The sequence below is a fragment of the Bacillus sp. GW823-FHT06A10 genome, assembly GCF_058795375.1.
Genome location: NZ_JBXAHT010000007.1, coordinates 54,017 through 72,103, shown reverse-complemented (window position 1 = coordinate 72,103; position 18,087 = coordinate 54,017). Strand labels below are relative to the sequence as shown.

General features: G+C 33.3%; 28 protein-coding genes. 15 read left to right on the top strand and 13 right to left on the bottom strand.

What is annotated here, in order from left to right; all coding sequences use genetic code 11:
• Positions 1-60 precede the first annotated feature (60 nt).
• Positions 61-996, top strand: a complete 936-nt coding sequence (locus AC1Q8M_RS26880) for an N-acetylmuramoyl-L-alanine amidase (protein ID WP_098361000.1) — start codon at positions 61-63, stop codon at positions 994-996.
• A 26-nt stretch (positions 997-1,022) separates the two neighbouring features.
• Here the strand turns inward: AC1Q8M_RS26880 and AC1Q8M_RS26875 are convergent, their stop codons facing one another.
• The 4 genes from AC1Q8M_RS26875 to AC1Q8M_RS26860 all read right to left on the bottom strand — a co-directional run bounded on the left by AC1Q8M_RS26875 (position 1,023) and on the right by AC1Q8M_RS26860 (position 2,258).
• The gene (locus tag AC1Q8M_RS26875) at positions 1,023-1,256 is read right to left on the bottom strand and encodes a hypothetical protein (protein ID WP_000358760.1); all 234 of its coding nucleotides are present in this window, start codon (positions 1,254-1,256) and stop codon (positions 1,023-1,025) included.
• A gap of 87 nt (positions 1,257-1,343) precedes the next feature.
• The gene (locus AC1Q8M_RS26870) at positions 1,344-1,697 is read right to left on the bottom strand and encodes a YolD-like family protein (protein ID WP_000445797.1); all 354 of its coding nucleotides are present in this window, start codon (positions 1,695-1,697) and stop codon (positions 1,344-1,346) included.
• Positions 1,698-1,752: 55 nt separating this feature from the next.
• Positions 1,753-1,992 (bottom strand): hypothetical protein, encoded by a 240-nt coding sequence (locus AC1Q8M_RS26865; RefSeq protein ID WP_492334232.1) that lies wholly within the window; start codon positions 1,990-1,992, stop codon positions 1,753-1,755.
• Positions 1,993-2,027: 35 nt separating this feature from the next.
• The gene (locus tag AC1Q8M_RS26860) at positions 2,028-2,258 is read right to left on the bottom strand and encodes a helix-turn-helix domain-containing protein (protein WP_000498614.1); all 231 of its coding nucleotides are present in this window, start codon (positions 2,256-2,258) and stop codon (positions 2,028-2,030) included.
• Positions 2,259-2,574: 316 nt separating this feature from the next.
• On the opposite strand from AC1Q8M_RS26860, the gene AC1Q8M_RS26855 reads away from it, so the two are divergent.
• From AC1Q8M_RS26855 to AC1Q8M_RS26815, 9 genes are all read left to right on the top strand, one after another.
• Positions 2,575-2,769: a hypothetical protein gene (locus AC1Q8M_RS26855; protein WP_000958234.1), complete on the top strand. Its 195-nt coding sequence runs from the start codon at positions 2,575-2,577 to the stop codon at positions 2,767-2,769.
• A gap of 11 nt (positions 2,770-2,780) precedes the next feature.
• Entirely contained in the window at positions 2,781-3,947 is a 1,167-nt protein-coding gene (locus AC1Q8M_RS26850; RefSeq protein WP_000511369.1) for an FtsK/SpoIIIE domain-containing protein, read from the top strand.
• Positions 3,937-4,545, top strand: coding sequence for a replication-relaxation family protein (locus AC1Q8M_RS26845; protein WP_098453494.1), 609 nt, complete (start codon positions 3,937-3,939; stop codon positions 4,543-4,545). Before AC1Q8M_RS26850 ends, AC1Q8M_RS26845 begins: the two co-directional genes overlap by 11 nt.
• A 17-nt stretch (positions 4,546-4,562) precedes the next feature.
• Positions 4,563-4,727 (top strand): hypothetical protein, encoded by a 165-nt coding sequence (locus AC1Q8M_RS26840; RefSeq protein WP_000510445.1) that lies wholly within the window; start codon positions 4,563-4,565, stop codon positions 4,725-4,727.
• Between the two features lie 177 nt (positions 4,728-4,904).
• Positions 4,905-5,753, top strand: coding sequence for a WXG100 family type VII secretion target (locus AC1Q8M_RS26835; protein WP_000502305.1), 849 nt, complete (start codon positions 4,905-4,907; stop codon positions 5,751-5,753).
• Between the two features lie 28 nt (positions 5,754-5,781).
• A complete protein-coding gene (locus AC1Q8M_RS26830) occupies positions 5,782-6,000 on the top strand; it encodes a hypothetical protein (protein ID WP_000949622.1) in 219 nt (72 codons plus the stop codon).
• A 31-nt stretch (positions 6,001-6,031) separates the two neighbouring features.
• Entirely contained in the window at positions 6,032-6,319 is a 288-nt protein-coding gene (locus AC1Q8M_RS26825) for a DUF4176 domain-containing protein (protein ID WP_000432383.1), read from the top strand.
• A 20-nt stretch (positions 6,320-6,339) separates the two neighbouring features.
• Positions 6,340-6,513, top strand: coding sequence for a hypothetical protein (locus AC1Q8M_RS26820; RefSeq protein ID WP_000478359.1), 174 nt, complete (start codon positions 6,340-6,342; stop codon positions 6,511-6,513).
• A gap of 117 nt (positions 6,514-6,630) precedes the next feature.
• Positions 6,631-7,221, top strand: coding sequence for a DUF3967 domain-containing protein (locus AC1Q8M_RS26815; protein WP_098361002.1), 591 nt, complete (start codon positions 6,631-6,633; stop codon positions 7,219-7,221).
• A gap of 94 nt (positions 7,222-7,315) precedes the next feature.
• On the opposite strand, the gene AC1Q8M_RS26810 is transcribed toward AC1Q8M_RS26815, so the two are convergent.
• The 4 genes from AC1Q8M_RS26810 to prgP all read right to left on the bottom strand — a co-directional run bounded on the left by AC1Q8M_RS26810 (position 7,316) and on the right by prgP (position 10,005).
• Positions 7,316-8,254 (bottom strand): hypothetical protein, encoded by a 939-nt coding sequence (locus AC1Q8M_RS26810; protein WP_098361003.1) that lies wholly within the window; start codon positions 8,252-8,254, stop codon positions 7,316-7,318.
• Positions 8,255-8,496: 242 nt separating this feature from the next.
• A complete protein-coding gene (locus AC1Q8M_RS26805) occupies positions 8,497-8,781 on the bottom strand; it encodes a hypothetical protein (protein ID WP_098361004.1) in 285 nt (94 codons plus the stop codon).
• Between the two features lie 32 nt (positions 8,782-8,813).
• Positions 8,814-9,113 (bottom strand): hypothetical protein, encoded by a 300-nt coding sequence (locus AC1Q8M_RS26800; RefSeq protein ID WP_098361005.1) that lies wholly within the window; start codon positions 9,111-9,113, stop codon positions 8,814-8,816.
• Positions 9,058-10,005 (bottom strand): ParA superfamily DNA segregation protein PrgP, encoded by a 948-nt coding sequence (gene prgP, locus AC1Q8M_RS26795; RefSeq protein WP_086401174.1) that lies wholly within the window; start codon positions 10,003-10,005, stop codon positions 9,058-9,060. The genes AC1Q8M_RS26800 and prgP overlap by 56 nt, the downstream gene beginning before the upstream one ends.
• Before the next feature lie 1,592 nt (positions 10,006-11,597).
• Here prgP and AC1Q8M_RS26790 point away from each other — a divergent pair.
• Entirely contained in the window at positions 11,598-12,269 is a 672-nt protein-coding gene (locus AC1Q8M_RS26790) for a hypothetical protein (RefSeq protein WP_095691730.1), read from the top strand.
• Positions 12,270-12,822: 553 nt separating this feature from the next.
• Here the strand turns inward: AC1Q8M_RS26790 and AC1Q8M_RS26785 are convergent.
• Positions 12,823-12,933 carry a YjcZ family sporulation protein gene (locus tag AC1Q8M_RS26785; protein ID WP_000505681.1) on the bottom strand — a complete coding sequence of 37 codons (111 nt, stop codon included), beginning with the start codon at positions 12,931-12,933 and terminating at the stop codon, positions 12,823-12,825.
• A 392-nt stretch (positions 12,934-13,325) separates the two neighbouring features.
• Between AC1Q8M_RS26785 and AC1Q8M_RS26780 the strand changes: the two genes are divergently transcribed.
• Together AC1Q8M_RS26780 and AC1Q8M_RS26775 are read left to right on the top strand one after the other, a co-directional pair.
• Entirely contained in the window at positions 13,326-13,619 is a 294-nt protein-coding gene (locus AC1Q8M_RS26780; RefSeq protein ID WP_098361006.1) for an LCI fold-containing protein, read from the top strand.
• Positions 13,620-14,424: 805 nt separating this feature from the next.
• Complete coding sequence (locus AC1Q8M_RS26775) at positions 14,425-14,580, top strand: hypothetical protein (RefSeq protein WP_000394762.1); 156 nt, start codon at positions 14,425-14,427, stop codon at positions 14,578-14,580.
• A 202-nt stretch (positions 14,581-14,782) separates the two neighbouring features.
• On the opposite strand, the gene AC1Q8M_RS26770 is transcribed toward AC1Q8M_RS26775, so the two are convergent.
• Entirely contained in the window at positions 14,783-15,226 is a 444-nt protein-coding gene (locus tag AC1Q8M_RS26770) for a DUF5065 family protein (protein ID WP_000765890.1), read from the bottom strand.
• 305 nt (positions 15,227-15,531) lie between these two features.
• On the opposite strand from AC1Q8M_RS26770, the gene AC1Q8M_RS26765 reads away from it, so the two are divergent.
• On the top strand, positions 15,532-15,810 hold the full coding sequence (locus tag AC1Q8M_RS26765; protein ID WP_000347623.1) for an ArsR/SmtB family transcription factor: 279 nt from the start codon (positions 15,532-15,534) through the stop codon (positions 15,808-15,810).
• A 134-nt stretch (positions 15,811-15,944) separates the two neighbouring features.
• Here the strand turns inward: AC1Q8M_RS26765 and AC1Q8M_RS26760 are convergent, their stop codons facing one another.
• Entirely contained in the window at positions 15,945-16,055 is a 111-nt protein-coding gene (locus AC1Q8M_RS26760; protein ID WP_000540371.1) for a YjcZ family sporulation protein, read from the bottom strand.
• 404 nt (positions 16,056-16,459) lie between these two features.
• Between AC1Q8M_RS26760 and AC1Q8M_RS26755 the strand changes: the two genes are divergently transcribed.
• Positions 16,460-16,876, top strand: a complete 417-nt coding sequence (locus AC1Q8M_RS26755; protein WP_095691737.1) for a hypothetical protein — start codon at positions 16,460-16,462, stop codon at positions 16,874-16,876.
• A gap of 165 nt (positions 16,877-17,041) precedes the next feature.
• Here the strand turns inward: AC1Q8M_RS26755 and AC1Q8M_RS26750 are convergent, their stop codons facing one another.
• The gene (locus tag AC1Q8M_RS26750; RefSeq protein ID WP_098281912.1) at positions 17,042-17,251 is read right to left on the bottom strand and encodes a hypothetical protein; all 210 of its coding nucleotides are present in this window, start codon (positions 17,249-17,251) and stop codon (positions 17,042-17,044) included.
• Between the two features lie 83 nt (positions 17,252-17,334).
• A complete protein-coding gene (locus AC1Q8M_RS26745; RefSeq protein WP_492334231.1) occupies positions 17,335-17,895 on the bottom strand; it encodes a DUF4236 domain-containing protein in 561 nt (186 codons plus the stop codon).
• Positions 17,896-18,087: the final 192 nt, after the last annotated feature.

Sequence of the window (18,087 nt, the reverse complement as noted above, 5' to 3'; positions counted from 1 at the left end):
TGCAGTTGAAATTTTAGGTGGTAAACAAAAACAAGAAGAGAAAAAGGGAGATGTTCAATAATGGAAATCAGAAAAAAATTAGTTGATCCAAGTAAATATGGTACAAAGTGTCCGTATACAATGAATCCAGAATTTATCACAGTCCACAATACTTACAACGATGCTACAGCAGAAAATGAAGTATCTTATATGATTCGCAATGATAACCAAGTATCATTTCATATTGCAGTAGATGATAGAGAAGCAGTACAAGGAATCCCTTTAGAGCGTAACGCTTGGCATGCTGGCGACGGTAACGGGAATGGTAATCGGAAATCTATTGGAGTTGAAATTTGCTACTCTTTAAGCGGTGGAGATAGATACTATAAAGCGGAAGACAATGCCGCTATCGTTGTAGCTCAACTCATGAAACAGTACAATATTCCAATTAGTAAAGTTCGCACACACCAATCATGGAGTGGAAAGTACTGTCCGCATCGTATGTTAGCAGAAGGACGTTGGAATAGCTTTATCGAAAGAGTCCAAAATGCATATAACGATGATAGTAATAACGTAGCCCCAACGCCTACTCCACCTTCATCTAGTGGGGCAGGTATTGCATATATCGAAGGTAATAATGTTAACCTTCGTAAAGGACCTGGTACTGGATACGGAGTTATTCGCCAATTAGGTAAAGGCGAACCATATCAAGTGTTTGGGGAATCGAATGGCTGGTTAAACCTCGGCGGTGAGCAATGGGTTTATAACGATCCATCATATATCAATTACACTGGAGGGAATGCGCCAGAACCTTCGAAACCTTCAAATGATGGCGTTGGTGTCGTGACTATTACAGCTGATGTGTTACGCGTCCGCACTGGTCCAGGAACTAATTATGAAATTGTGAAAAATGTGTACCAAGGTGAAAAATATCAAGCGTGGGGATGTAAAGATGGTTGGTATAATGTTGGTGGCGACCAATGGGTTTCAGGTGGATATTTGAAATTCGAAAAATAAAAACAAGAGCCGTCCTATCGGGCGGCTTATTTTACATTTTTATGATAATAGTCATGGTCATCCTTATCTCCACCAATCCCATCTCCATCAAAGTCCTCAGTGTAAGGATTGTTGTTGTATTCCTCATTGTCGCTTCCTTCTATAAGAGCACCTATGAATCCAAATATCCCTAATCCGATTACTAAAAGTATTACAATAAAACAACCCGCTCCCAAAAACATACTAAGATCATCGTCTTTATCCCCTTGCTTTTTATCCAAAACTACTCCCCCTTTAGTGCATCCCCGTAACTTATATATACTAAACCAATTATAATCTATTCACGCGAAAAAACTGACCGTATTCAGTCAGTTTATACTCACTAGTTCATCAAATTTAAACTCTGTATTTAAACCGAAAGCATCTGTACAATACAAAGTTTTTAGCATTGGTTCGATATGTAATACATTTATGTACATGTCTTGCACCATTCCGTCACGATAGTATGAGATATGTATTTCTTCTTTGTTTTGTAGCGATTGCACAAGACCGATTTGCAGCTGCTCTTTCATATCTTCAGTAACAATTGGTTTCGGCACTTTATTCAAATCGCTAATTATTTCTCGTATTACTTCGTATTGTTCTGGCATACTGGCAAATGGCCGCCACTTCACCATGCCCCTCCCGCGTAATTTAGGTGTTCCCCAACTCTGACTTTCCATGATGATCCCCCGATTCGTGTAATTTAAGTTCAGTATACACGAACGTACGTTCTTTTTAAACTGCTTTTTCTGCGTTGTTTTTTTCCTCTAATTCCTTATTTAAAAATTCTATTCGTCGTTGGATAAATTCAATTTCGCTTCGGCGAGCTGCATTATATCCTTTAAAATGACCTTTTGCATATCCATCAGCAGATTTTATTTCCTTTTCGAAATCATTAATGCTATCCGTTAAGAATTGAATGCGTTCATTCATTACTTCTATGAAATATTCAACGGACTTTCGCTCCATACCCATATAAACAGCTCCTTTTGTAAAATTACACTATTGTTTTACATATCCCAAAAATCATCAGCTTTTGCATTTGGTTTTACATGACGAATGGCTCTCAATATTTTTTTCATAACAGTTGGACTAGGTATGTACTCTTTATCATTACACGCTTTCGAAACAGTAGGTCGGCTTAACTTAGCGGTCTTTTCTAAATCATGTTGATTAAATCCGTTCCGATCCAAAAAATCACCTAATTTTGTACGTTTCTTTCCTCCGAACTTCCAAAACACGTTTATCCCTCCCGAACTTATTTTCAACATTCTCGTCGAAAACGTAAAAAAATATTCGCGTAGACCGAAAAAGTTTTTTACATATTGTCCAAGCTGTACCCCATATGCTTTATCAAGGTCGCTACCAAAGTAGTTATCAAACTTATTATCAAAGTGGCTACCAAAGTAAATAGCTTAATTACTATCAAGGTAACTAGTATTTGTACTATCAAAGTAGCTATCAAGTTAGCTATCAAAGTAACACTATCAAGGTATGAGGGCGATAAACCTACGTGTCATAAGGATTCTAAATTCTGTTTATAAAGGGGAGTTTTATATGTTAACTACATTTATTTCTTTAGGAGTTTTAGGAGCAACAACAATTGGTGGAGCAATATTAGAGAAACATCTTGTAAAGAATGAACACGTTGCGGCAGCTAAACTTTTAAGTGAGGGAATGTATCACGGAATGAGGATAGGCGGAGTTTGTTTCATCGGTTATGTATTTATCAAAATCTTAATCATGTTCTAGGAGGATGTGAAATGGGGATCATCAAAGAATGGATTCATAAACAAAATTTAAAGAACCAACTTATAGAAGTATTCGGAAAAGCAGGGTTATTTGTGGACCATCAAACACGGGGTGGGAAAGTGCCAATTTATCCAAAGATACACAACATTTCCGCCACAAAAGAGAGCGTTAGATATATATTTACCATTCCGAACGGTCTAGATCCGAAGACAATTGAAAAGAAATGGTTTTGCTTTCAACAAATACTAGGACGGAATGTAGCAATTGAAGGGGATATCAAAAAGTTTGTACTTAATGTGTTTCATTCTGATGCAGGGCTAAAACCATACAATTACAGTTATAAGAAATGGCAGCCGTTACTAAAACAGCATCGTCTACCTGTTGTGGTAGGTCGTGACCAATTTGGAAACATGATTGTATATGACATGGTTGAAGCGAATGCACCGCATTTACTCATTGCAGGAGAAACAGGAAGTGGTAAAAGTAGTATGGTACGCGTTGTTCTGTCCACACTGATTCAAAGCATGTCTCCTGATAAATTACATTTGTACCTGGGTGACTTAAAAAACTCTGAATTTCATTTCTTGAGGAGAGTAAAACACGTAAAAGAGGTTTGCATGGAAGAAATCGAAATGAAGATTATGTTGCAGAAAGTGTGGAAGGAAATACGCGAACGTAGAAAATTGATGGAAGAGTATGAAGTGGATCATATTGATGAATATAACAAATTGAATCCTGATAATCAGAAACCATACATTTTATTAGCAAGTGATGAAGTGGCCATGTTGCAAGACGAAAAGGAATGTATGTCTACAATTGAAAAGATATCGGCAGTTGGCAGGGCACTTGGAGTCTTCCTTATGCTTTCTATGCAACGTCCTGACGCAAAAGTATTAGATGGTAAGTTAAAGCTGAATATGACCGTTAGAATGGGCTTTAAATGCGATAGTACGATTAACAGTAATATCATGGGTACACCTGGTTCAGAACACTTGGAGCAATCGGGCCAAATGATATTGAAATTAAATGGATTAAAGAAAGTGCAAGCTCCTTATTTAGAATTAAGCAAAGCGAAACAAATCGTTGAACCTTATCGGATTCCCAAAGAGGATACAAAGCTTCAGAATCCTCCACAAGAAAAGAACCAATTATTCGGGGTGTTAGATTATGAAGAATAGAGATAAAGCGATACTGAGCGATTTGAAACGGTTTAGATGTATGTCACGCAATGACATTATAGATTTGCATTTTCATGGAGTGAAAAACGCGGTTACTTGCTGTAACACGGTGATGAAACGATTAAGGAGAGACGGTCATGTGGATGCCAATATCTCACAGCAGCCATTTATATATTTCCCTCAACCTAGCACACTTCGAAAAACTAGCCAAAAGATTCCCCACTTCCTCGGTATTGTGGATATATATATACAGCTTATCCATTATGAAAGGCCGAAACTATTTAAAGTGGAACCAAAGTACGGGAAAGATTATATGGAACCTGATGCATTTACAATATGGCGCAGATCTCCATTCTTTATTGAAGTGCAGAAGTCAGTTTACAGCAAGAAGGTTATGCAAGATAAAATCAACAGGTATGAATTATACTTCCACAGTCAGGAATGGCATAACGAGTCATGGCAGCCGAAAGGATCTAAATACTTCCCATCAATCCTCATTATTACTGATAAACAGTACGATATTAATTCTTCTAATTTACGAATCTTTCAAGCTTCTTCAATTAGCAATTTTATGGAGAGCCTTGCTGTAAAAGCATAATAAGGAGAGTTTTATTAGTGGGAATTGCATCCGTTGTAGCGTTATGCGGTGGGCTGTTCATTATGGTTGGTAGCCAGGAACGGGGATTCTCGCTAATAAGTCGTGCAGGAATTGGTTATATAGTGGTGCAAATGATTCCATTGTTTATGAGATTACTTGTTGAGATTGCGAAAGCTATTTAGTCCTACAAATGTAGGGCTTTTTCTTTGCAGAAATTTCTTAACCGTCATGAGACATAGAGTGATTCAATATTCTAAATAATATAATTTTTACTTGATTTTTTTGGAAAAAACAGTAATTATATGAATGTGTAACTCTAATATTATATTAGAAACAATAGAAATAAGGGGGGGGTATAAGTGGGAGATATTAAAGTTACTCCAGAGGAATTAAGAAATAGAGCAAAAACTTTTAAATATGCTAGTGCTGAAGCAACCGATCGTCATAATAGAATTCTTTCAGAAGTGTTTAATCTTCAAATGAGATGGATAGGAGCTTCTAGTTTAACTTTTTATAATGATTTGCCTCGATTTAATAAGTCTTATGAAGATTATGTTCAATGTTTGAACCATATTGAAAGTGAATTGGAACGCATAGCAGAAAAATTTGAACAGGCAGATAATCATTATATATTTAAAGATGCAGGCGCAGTGATTGGCGATTCAATAAAAGATAATAGTCCTTTTGCTCAAGTTTTAAATTATAATACAGATATAACACTCCCTAAGAATGCAAAGACTTTTTTTGATGATGTAAATGGATATGATAAGATAGGTGGAGAGGCTAAAGGGGCAGTTATAGATGCTGGATTTAAGGTTGGAGATTTTACTATACATGAACAACTTCTTAGAGGTGAGGTTAAGGCGCAATTTGGCGGAGGAATAGGTGGAGAAGCTAAAGCTGGAGTAACTTTTAATGATTTTGGAGTAGATCATGAAGATGGAAAAGTCCATGTGAAAGTTGGGAATGCTGAAGCTGGTGTTGAGGCTAAAGATGGTCATGTTGGCATTGGAGCTAAAGCAGATTTAATTAAAGGGGAAGCTGAAGTTAAAATTCCTATTCCTTTTATTGATGATTGGAAGATAGTGGTTGGTGGAGAGGCAGCTTATGGTAGTATAGGCGGGGAAGCCAAACTGGGATTAATGAACGAGCTTGATGTTGGTTTTGGAATAGGATTAGGTGTAAAATTTGGAGTTGAAAAAGACTAAATAGTTTGTTTTTTATAGGGGGGATAAGATGCTTTCTTTAGATGTATTTAGGAAGATTTTAACGATTTTTTGTGCTATTGCTGTTCCTGCTAGTCTATTGGCTATATGGTTTGGAGCAGATGCTACATTGAAAGAAAAAATGATTTTATCAGTGGTATTTTGTGTAGTAATGCCATTATTTATTTTCATATTTTATAAGATTGTTTCATTTTTTTTTAAGAAATCTTATTCTTCAAAGAAGTATTAATTTTATAATTTATTAGAAGGGGTTTTTAATTATGGAAAATACATATGTACCAAATTTATTAATTGGAGAAGATTTATTACCAATTGGTTCTGTAGTTCTTGTTGAGGGTATTAATCAACCTCTTATGGTTTATGGTAGAAAGCAACAACAAGCAAATGAAGACAAAATGTGGGATTATGTATCTTGTCCTTATCCACATGGTAATTTATCTAAAGAATACAATGTATTTTTTAATCATAATCAGATAGCAAGCTTATTTTTTAAGGGGTTTGAAACAGTTGAAGAGTTAGAATTAAGAAATAAGTTATCGGAATTTTAGTGAAAGGGCAGACTAATTTTATGTTCTTAGGATTTGGATGGTTTCCAAAGAGATGGGGAAAAAGGAAGGTTTCAGAAAAGTTTCTGCAAGCAAAATTTGCTGATGAAGGAAAAGGGATTTTGATTATTACTTATGCTATAGATTTATATGTGATATCTATTCCTTTAAAAGTAAAGAAACATAATTCACTTTAATTTCTATTGAATATAGAAGTGATTATGCTACGAAAGTCATGTGTATACATGGCTTTTTTGTTTGCAGGAATTTCTTAACCACCATGGAATACTCTCACTAGGAGGTGTTGTGACGTTATGACGGACGAAATTGTTTATTCTGCTAGTGAAGTATATAAACGACTAGGAATAAGTGATAGCACCCTTAGAAAGTACATGGAAGTATTGTCACGTGAGGGATTCGCAGTAAAGAAAGATAATCGCGGCAGACGCCAGTACACAGACAATGACATTATGGTGATTGAAAAATTAATTGAACTGAGTAAGCATGACGGTATGACGCTAGAAAAGGCAGCGAAGATGATTGCACAGCAAATAGAGAAAGTTAATCCGGATCTGATTCAAGAAGAGTCTGAGGAAACGGACTTAGTGCCATTCCATATTAAACAGCAACTACAGGAACAGTACAGCGTTATGGCGCAAGAAATGAATCAGAGTATGTTAGCAATGGAGAAGCGATTAAGCGAGCAGGCGAAGCAAAGCAACGAGGAAATCAAAGCGAGCGTAGAAGCGCATAATGAACGCGTGGAAAAACGATTAGAAGCGCGAGATGAGACACTTATGAAGACACTACGTGAGATGCAGGAAACGAAGAGAATGATGCAGGAATTCCGGGATGAGGTTGCTGCAGCGAAAGAGAAGAAAAAGCCGTGGTGGCGGTTCTGGTAACAAAATATAAAAATGAACTAAGTATATAATGGAACGCCTAGAATCATAGAACAGGGAAAAGCCCGACTAAATTAACCGGGCTTTTTTTAATAGATTATTTCGTTATATCAATAGCTTTCATTAATGGTACGGATATATTCCAACCTGCTTGTGATGTATAAGAATAACTTCCTTCTATGTTTCCTGTTACTGTAACTATATCTTTTTCAACAAATTCTGTTGGTTTATCGAAAGTTACATAAACAATGTCGTTGGTGTTATATCCATATGACCTTTTTGTAACAGCTAATCTAATATCAGTTGAACCGCCACTTTCTATGATCTGAACAATTTCACCAGTATATTTCACTAATTCGTCCTTGTGTCCATCCGGATTTTTCTTTAATTCAGGATAAGAAAGATCTTTCGCTAGTTTCTTTTTTTCTTCAATTTTTGCTTTTTCAGCTTCTTCTGCTGATAGAGCATTTTCAATATTTACTTTTCCAGCATTAATTCCTCTAACTTTAAATCCATTTTCTATCTCTTCTAATTCCCCATTAGATTTATAGTTTTTTTCGAAATTGTCATAGTCTTTGAATGCATCTAATGCAGCTTTGTTTTCGGCATCAACAGTAAAAGTTATTTTAAAATCATAGTTTCCATTTTTAACAACTTCACGTCCTGACGTTTCGGATACATGGTCACCAAATTCAAAATGAAAATTCCCATCATGAACAGTGCTCTCTTTTGACATTACTGCTATATATTCTTTTTCTGGCTCTTTGATAACACCTTTTGCTTTTGATCCTTCCGGCATATTTGTTTTTACATTTACCGTTAACATTTTAGTTTCTGGATTATAAGAGTATTCGCCTACTTCAAAATTAATTGCTTCTTTTTGTGCTTCTTTTTCGGCTTGTTCTTTTTCTAATCTTTGCTCATGTTCTGTCCAAGATTCCCTTTTTTTCTCTTCAGCTTTTTCTCCATTCCCACAGCCGCTAGCGAAGAGCGATGCAGCAAGAATAATTCCGCCAATTTTATAATGTCTTTTCAATGCATGATCCTCCAAGATGTTTTCTAATAAGTTTTTTGTCGTATTATATTATAACAGAAATGTAATATTGTTCAATTTTGTTACTTAGTTTCCATTTTTAAGGTGATTAACTTTTCTTTTATGAGTAGCCTTGCTAAATGTATCTAAAGATACAAAGATAAAAGGATAAAAAGATACATTTATCTTTAGATACAAGGATACATAATAAAAAGTACCCCCGATATAGGGATACTTCTATGATTTTATAAGTTTGTAAGTAATTCGAATTTCCCTTTTTGCTCCAAAGTTAGTTCATTTTTTACATAACTTTTTATAAGTAAATCAATTATTTCATGAGCATATTTGGTATTTGTAAGTTTATTTAGAGCTTCAAGTTGTTTCTTGGATTGACTAGAAATTTTAATACTACCCTGTTGGTTTTTAAAGTTCTTTTTCTCTGGAGTTTTCAATTCCTTTTCTGTATTCAAATCCAAGTTTTCAGTAATAGGTGTAACGGTTACTACAAATGAATTATTCTTATTCTCCACAGGTACCACTCCTATTTAGTAATCACTTAAAGCTATTTATTGTTAGATGTTATGTTTTTTAAAATACGTTGCTCACGCTCAGTTAAATTATTTGCAATGTAGAATTCTAAAATTTCATCAATAAATTCGTAATTCTTCATACTCTTCATCGTGCAAATAGTTTTAATTTTGCTAAATGATTCAGGAGTTACTTTTATGTTCTTTCTATCTTGTGCTGTTAAAACTTTCTTTTTGGGTGTAGTGTTGTTATTTGTACTTTGAACATTTCTCTCTGTGTTAGCAGATTGCGTTATCTTCGGTTCTTGCGGTGTTTCCCTTTTGATTAAAGCCACTTATGTCAATCCCCTTCCCTAACTTAGTAAGTTTATTTTCTACGAAATACTTTTGTGTATATCTATATCCCGGTTCAATATCTCCCTCAGTTTCGAAAAGGTGAATTCTTTCTTCTAACTCACAGAAAATATCACAGAATAAAGCTAGCATTCTCTTATCATGATGATCTTCAAATTGTAACCCGATTCGTGGATACCATTCTAAACGTGCGTGATTGTTAATAATTGTAGTAAATACATTCTCTTCACCAAAAGTAGCGATTGTACTTTTAACGATTTCTTTGTGTAAGGCACGCTTTTGCTGCAGTAATACAGGAAGTACTCCAGCAACTTGCATTTTTACGAGTGATCCAAAGTCATCAACTAATGTTTGGATGTATTCAAAGATTAAACGTTGGCTTCCTTCGTATGAAAATTGTTGAGTTTCTTGAACAACAATAATATAGTCACTTGCTACCATCGCATTATCCACTTTTAAATCTGTTGAAGGTGGAATATCGATAAATATGTAATCATAGTTGTATTTGATTTTTTCTAGCAATCTAGAAAGGTAAAAAGTTCTGTCTTCAACAGTATTGAATGTTTCGATTAAGAAGTCAGCATATTTCCTCATGTCATATCCGCATGGAATCATGTCTAGGTTTTCATGCAGATGCACAATACCTGATGATAAGTCTCCTTCTTCAAGACACTTCATTAAAGTCTTTTGCATTTCGGTAATATTAAATGATTTCGCTAAGAATGTTGTGCCATTCCCTTGAAGGTCAGTATCAATAAATAAAACTTTCTTATTAAAGATTAAAGAAGCCACAAGAGATTCCATACACGAATCAGTTGTTTTTCCAACTCCACCTTTTTGTTGGGCGTTGATTATTACGTATCCTTTTTTCACAGGAATCGCTCCTTTTAAATTTGTAATATAATTGTAACAAAGGATAAATGTATCTTTTTATCTTTTTATTCTCGACTTGATGATAACACGAGCTTGTACAAAAAGTAAAAGGATAAATGTATCTTTTTTATGTTTAATAGATTAATCCGATTTTTCTTGTACAGAATATTTAACAGAAACCCTATAATATTAACGATTATCGATGTATCTTTTTATCTTTCTATCTTTTTATCTTTGTATCTAAAGATACATAAAGGTAAACTATGTATCTTTGTATCTAAGGATAAATGTATCTTTGTATCCTTGTATCTTTTTATCCTTTATTTAAGCTTGTTAGATGATACAAACCCACTTACAGGGGCATTTACAAAGAAAAAAACTTGTTGTAACTTAATAAACAACAAGCAACATTCTACAAAACAAAACATATTTTGATAAATCAAATTTACATAAATAGATCGAGCAAAACAATTGAATATGAACACAAAACAAAAAGCCACTCCCATATGCTAACGGCTACCAACCATTAGCGGGAATGACTTGCTCTAGCAAGTGTACCACCACTTGACTAGAAATTAGCTGTATTCAACCACAGTGTTAACGTTTAAGTAGTGTACCACCACTAACCTTAAACAACTATGCCTTTTCACGAGGCTTCTTTGATATACCCATTTTATCTATTGTTTGACTAAAATTCAACTAGTAAATGCTAGAATTGTATTTTTTGCAGTCAAAAGATATATATAGGGCATCTCTAAGCCTAGAAGTCTTGTGAATGTACAGGCCATTTAGGAGTTGGAGATGCCTTTTTGTTTTTTGTTCGCGTGGAATTGCCTGATACCACGTAAATAAAAACTGATAAGCCGTAATTCCGTGCTGCCATACATTTAGCGGGAACGTGTTACGGCGTGGCTAGCTGTTGGTCGTGCAGGGGGTACAGAGTATGCGCCCACAAAAACAGCACCCCTCATTGGAATCCTGTTCTTCTGGTGAGGGTGGGCGAGAACGTGCCCAGGGACGAATCCCTAAAAGGTTCGGGTGGTTATCGTTAGCATCAAGGTGCTAGGGAGTACATTCAGTTTGTCGTGTAGGGACGATATTACAAGGACAAGCCATAGTAAAAGGATGTATGCGGTGAAGATCGCTGAGTGAGCAGGGTCTATACATACGGATACCTTATAAGTGACCGCATGGCGAAAACAAGACGCTTATCCATCTATTTTGATCGATTACTTTTTTGTGATCTTTCAAAGTAGGGGATAAATCTGCCTTCCAGCCGTGTTCCATAATCGTTCCCACATGATAAAAACCCTCAAGATCTTCAGTCAAGCTTAATTACGAAGAAAAGCAGAAAAATATGAGAGTGTTTAACTCATGGGGGAATGAATCACTAAGATAGAGGAATAAATAGAGGATTTACTACTTTTTTGGTTAGAGGATAAGGGGACGGATGGTAGAATAGGTTTTATTGCAAGATTTGGTTTTACACATCGGATATAGTACGTGAAATTTATAAGGTTAATTTCTTGTTTATAGAAATAAAGTATTATTTTACAATTGATTAGAAGGATAAAATTTAAGGGGAATATTTTATGACTAATAATCTTATAGAGAAGAATTGGATAGATGATTTTATTAAAACAGATGTATTTTCAGAGGCTTTAGGTATGGTATGGCGTAATGGTTATGAATCAGGAGGTTATTTTCAATTCACTCATAAGTCACAAGTGATAGTAAAAAAGTTTGCTGATTTCTTTGGGAAAGAAACAAGATCAAGATATTGTGAAGATAAAGGGTATGTGGAATGGTATATGTCTATGAATAGTGACCATCCATTTATTACAAAGGTAAAAGAATTTGGTTGGACACCGATACGAGGAAAATCTAGGTTATTTCCTAAAGGTGAGTTTAATAAAAAAATATTCATTAAAAAATATGTTTTATTGAGGCATGAACTTGGCACGATAAAAGTTAAACGATCTGAAAATAAAATTTATGTTAGACCACGCTTTCGTATTCATGGGTCTGAAGATATCTTGGAGCATTTAAATAATTTTATGTTTGAAGAATTAGGTATTAAGAAGAAAAAATTACAAACTGACGGGAAAATACCAAAAGCAAAAATTTTATATTTTCAATCATACAAAGATATAGAGAGTATTTTGAAATATATTGGAGCTTCAGAGACATTAGAAACGTTGTATTCGTTCGATTTAGGATTTCATGATGCTGAAGAATTTAAGAAGACCGACCTAGGGAAATAAGCAGGTTTTTAGGAGGGGTATTACTATCTCATTGGACAAAAATTTAACATTTTATGATTATAAGAATAGTTTTCAACTTTTAATCTAATGTAAAATTAGTGAGACGTTTATTTTATATCAAAAAGTTAATTAAAAAAGAGTTAGAAGTGATTATTTGAATAAATTAATATTATTGTCTTTATTGGCTACATTTTGTTTAAATATCGCAGGATGTTCTAATGATATAGCTATACCAAGGGATAATTCTAAACCCTCAATATCTAAGAAGGTTAAATGCATTAACAAAGCATGGTACAAAAAAACATATGTTATGTAATAGTTTAAAGAAACTTTAAATGGTGGATGATAAAGATTACAAGAGAATAATAACAATTTATTCATCCTAATATTTTTATAATATAATTAATATCTCTAAATTTACCTAAAAAGACTATCAGTAATAGTGAAATTTTGGAGAAATAAAATGTGTTTATAATAAAATCAATGAATTGGATAATAAATAATATACATAAAGAAAAGGCGCCCATATAAGGGTGCCTTTTCTAATGTTTTTTTAGCAGAAGCAAGAAGCTCCAACAATAATTAATAAAATAAATAATACAACTAATAAAGCAAATCCTCCTGCAAAGCCACAGCCACCACCGCAGCTACCACCAAAGCCCATAATAATTCCTCCTTTAAAGAGTAGGAGAAAAATAAGGAGTCACTCATGTATTTTAATGGATTCAAATTACTTTATGTTTTTATGGATTAAATGAGCATGGCTTTTTGAAAATAAAAAAAAGACGCCATAAAGCGCCTCCCATTTGGGTAAATAAGAAGTAAGGTTTCCATTTTAATTGAAAAAAATAGAACAGGTGCTTAGATTTTATCACGTTTTTTTGCTGAATGAACATGCATTATTACACATCATCATAAATCCCTCTATTTTCCATTTGATGAAGTATATTACCAAAATTTAGATAAACATTTACGCATATTCAAAATATTTACAAAAATTACAAAATGATACATTAAAGGTGCAAGTTATAAAAAACTATTAAAGGGGGATTTATTATGTTCAAGAAATTAGTAGTTGGAGCATTAGCAACAGGTATTGCATTGACTGGAGGGATTGGAGCAGCATCAGCAAGTACAGAGAATACAGCAAGCGAAATAGCTATGCAGTGTAAAAATACACAACCTCAAGAAACTCAGAAAGGAAGTGGTATATATTATAAATATGAATGTAAGAGCCAAAGAATATTTGCAAATTCATATACTGATAATCAAGGGATTACGTGGTACCTTAAAGGTATCAAAGACATGGATGGACAATATGAAGCTTATTATGAAGGAAGAAAATACTAAAATATTTACTGGGAAGCCTCAATATCTGAGGCTTTTTTCTTTGTATAGGATTATCCCTCATAAAGAGAAGACACCCTAAGGTACCTTCCTCTGACTTGAACCATCTTAATTTTATTATGTTGTTATTATATAAGAAAAGAAGACATCGATTAAGATGTCTTCTTTTACTTGTACACTTGGTGTTAAGAAGGTATTGTATTGCTTAATAACCATAAAAAATATAACAATCATCGAGTAAGTCTATTATAGCATCAATAAATAGAATTTTTATATGAATTTTTGCATATATATAGATTTATTTATATTTTATCTATATAGTTAAATTGTCTGTTTCTTGTTTTAATTCGTTTGTTTATTTTGAGTGCTCCAGCAATGGAGTCTTTTTTATGCAATAAAACATTTTTTGTATTACTTAGTTGATCTATATTAACTTTACCCTCTTAAATTATATCTATATTTTACCAAATAATTATATAGATACCCAGTTTTTTTTAATAATCTAGTGGATGGATAATTTTAATGTTATTTGTTAATCCTTATAGGAAAATTTAACATGCAATGAAGATTGAGGAATCAAGAATTATAAAAAATTTATAGTATCTTTAGGAAAAAAACATATTTATCATCCGTATATTAATATGTTATAATTTAATTTCTAAAACTACCCAAAAAGGACTGCCAGTAATGGTGGTCTTTTTTATATTGGTGAGATTGTACTAGTATGATAGAATAAGATTAACTGTATATTGTGAGGGTGATTGGTTATCCCTTCTTTCCATTTGGAAGGAAAGGGGGTGATATACCTATGGAGTTTTTGTTTGAGCTTCTAAAAGAATTTGTGAAAGCTATTGTACGTGAAGTTTCTGCGTATGTTTTTAGGAAACAAATTTTAGAAAAAGATAACAAAAAACCCACTCCTCGTCGCCGTCCAAAGCAAAAGGGTGGGTTTCGTAAAAAATAAATGATATAACCACCACCCTGACGGTAGCAGTTATTAGAAGAGATGTTAGCGCATCTCTTCTTTTATTATATACACAAGCTATTACTGTAATACTACTACAGTAATTATATCAAACGTACATAAAAAATCAATGAGCACGTAATAGATATAATGTACAAAAGAAAAGATACGCAAAGGTGCCTTTTTTCAATTTATTACAGCCTTAATTGATTGTAAATTGATTTGAATACGTGAATTCACCACGATATTTAATTGCAGCGACATAAGTACCACTGGTATAGCTATCTGTGATAGGGGTTTGCCAAATTTCTGTTCCAGGAATAAATTCTGGTTCTATTGTTTGGAATCGTTCTAGGGTACCATTTGTGTGGATTTTAAAAATTTTCATTTGTGCACCAAAATGTTCTCTACCAAAGTGCTGTGTTAAGTAAAATGTATCACCAGTTATTAAATTTCCAATCTTCCAATCTGGCTGATATGTACTTTCCTCTGAATTTTGTAAATCCACAATGGTTTTAAATCCCCAATCATCATTAAGTGGATCTGAGTAAGCTGCAGCTGCTTGTGAGGTAGGCTTACTCATTTCTATTGCAGTAAAACCGCTAAAAGTTAACGCCCCAATTAATGCTAATTTTCCTAACTTCATTATTGTTTCCCCCCTATTAATTTTTAAAACCAGAAATCATACACACATAATAATATAATCTACTGTATTATATTTCAAATATTTTCTAATAAAATCCATAAATAAAAAAGCATCCCAAAGGTGCCTTCCTCCGATTTGAATCATTTTAATTCTAAGAATATGTATTGGACTCCCATTCAAGTATCATTTTTCTCAATGAATAATTGGTATATTTTAGGGTTATTTTTACTATTTTTATGTTAAGATATTTTGGTTGATATTCATCTTATTTTAGGGGGGTGGAAGATCTGTTACATGCTTTTCATATGGATTTTAGTTTCTATACCGAAAGTATAAAAGTTTTAGGGTTATTAGGGAATTCTACTCGCTTATCAATTGTTTGTAAATTGATTACATATGGATCGTTGTCAGTTTCTGATTTAAGTAAGCAAACAAGAATTACAGAGGATTTGATTGTACAACATTTGCGTAAATTAGCCTTTGGAAATATTGTAATTAGTGAACGTATAGGGAAAAGGCTTTATTTCAAAATAAAAGATAATAAAACAATTGAGATTATTAAGGTATTAGGATTACTAAGTTAATTTTAATTACTTTCCATATAAATGATTTTGCTATAACTCAATTGTGTAAAATTATATTTAGCCCGCCTATGGAAATAGGTAGGTTTTTAATATACAAAAAGGCGCCCATATAAGGGTGCCTTTTCCAATAGTTTTTAGCAGAAACAACTGCATCCGATAATGATTAATAGAATAAATAATACAACTAATAAAGCGAATCCTCCAGCAAAACCGCAGCCTTCGCCGCAACTACCACCATATCCCATAACAATAGTGCCTCCTTTAGATTAGAGGGTAAAACTAGGGTTCATTCCATGAATTTTAATGGGTTCACTTTACCTTATGTTTTTAAGAAATTAATTGAGCAGGTCCTTTTGAAAATAGAGAAAAGACGCCATAAGGCGCCTTCCATTTAGGTAGATAAGACTTTAGTTTTCCAATCTAAAGAAATTTTGTATCAGCTCTTTGAGAGTATATCAGGATATTTGCTTGATTTATTATGCATTTTTACATACCTCTTCAAATCCCTCTATTTTCCATTTGATAAAATTAAATTCCAATATTGTTAATAATTAAATAAATATTTATATAAATTGAAAATATTTACAAAAAATACAGAAGTGATACATTTAAGGTGCTAGTTATAAAAAATATTTAAGGGGGATTTATTATGTTTAAGAAATTAGTAGTAGGAACATTAGCAACTGGTATCGTATTAACTGGAGGGATTGGAGCAGCATCAGCAAGTACAGAAGGTGTAGATAATACTAAAAATTCAGCACCAATTGTCCAACGTACCCAAATACTTAAAGATGATTTCAGTCTAATGAATGGTGAAAGAGAAGTACCGTTCGAGCATGTAAAAAAAGCAGATATGAGAGTTCATATGACAAACAATACTAAAGGTACACTTGATTGGTCTTTAAAAGACTCAAAAGGTAATGTTATTGGTTCTGGATCGTTAGCAGCAGGAAAGGGTTTTACAAATACGTACAATACTCTTCCAAAAGGTAAATATAAGCTTAAAGTTACTCACAGAAATGGTGGTTCTGGATCATTCTATGCAGCTGCTCGTACTTTAGACTAGTATACATAGAACCAGTTTAAGCGTATTGAAGAAGAACGATTAGAGAGTTTGAGGATTATGGGGTTTTGTCATAATATCATCGTTTGTAAATACAAAGTCACAAAAGGCCTACCTAGGGAAATAGGTAGGTCTTTTAATACATAAAAAAACACCATAAGGTGCCTTTTAAGCTGTAACAAATTTAAATACATAGTACATAAAAAATAACAAAGATAGACTTGCTAATCTGCCAGCAATCGATTTTTTCATAAATTTCATAAGTATCACTTTGACAATTAATGCTAAGAATAACGGTATAAACAGTACCATAGCAAGTTTAATAGCTAAGTCGTTTATAGTTGGATTAAACGCCTCAAAATTAATGATGATATTCACTTGCCTCTCTATTATCTGTTTATATTTATAATTAGATTTTTTATTGTTTTATCTACTAAAAAAGCCGTTAATTTGAGAACTATTTATTTTTGGATTATAAGAGTACTTTCACATTTACGACAAGTAATCTTCTCTTCCTCAAAAATGAATAAATTCTCAGCATCACATTCTGGGCATACAACTGCAAACGGTGTTTTTATATTTTTATAGCATAGGAAAGAAAAGAATGCCATGATTAGAGCAGGTATAATAAGCATCATAATTAAGAATAGGCCCGCAAACACGCCTGTAATTATGGAAAGTGGTTTCATTAGTTTTCTACCTACGGAGTTTACTTGATTATCCTTTTTACGAAAAGCAGTAACAAGGTAAGTTTGGGTTTCTTTTACTGGCTCAAATGCATTTACCGTATTGTATTCTTGTTCATCCATAGTGGGATAGGAAGTGTTTGGTCCTTGATATCCTCGTTGTATATAATAGTTGTTTGACTCAGCTATTCGTGGTGTATACGAGATTCCAGTTCCAGGTACATAAGTTGTTGTTCTTGATTCAGGTGAAAAAGAGTTCCCTCCCATACCTGTGTATGTAAAGTTAATTTTCACACCCGGGGAAAACTGGATAATTCTACGAAATTTATAACCCATAATATTGTATCCTCTCTATCTAATTAATAGAATTCTTTACTAATTATAACAAATTTTTAGCGTTAATATTATTTTAATATTTTATAATAAAATAGTGATATATAAATTTATTATTTTAAGGCGTTTTATGAGTTCTTTTTTATAAAGAAAGGACACCCAAAGGTGCCTTCCTCCGACTTGACCCACTTTAAT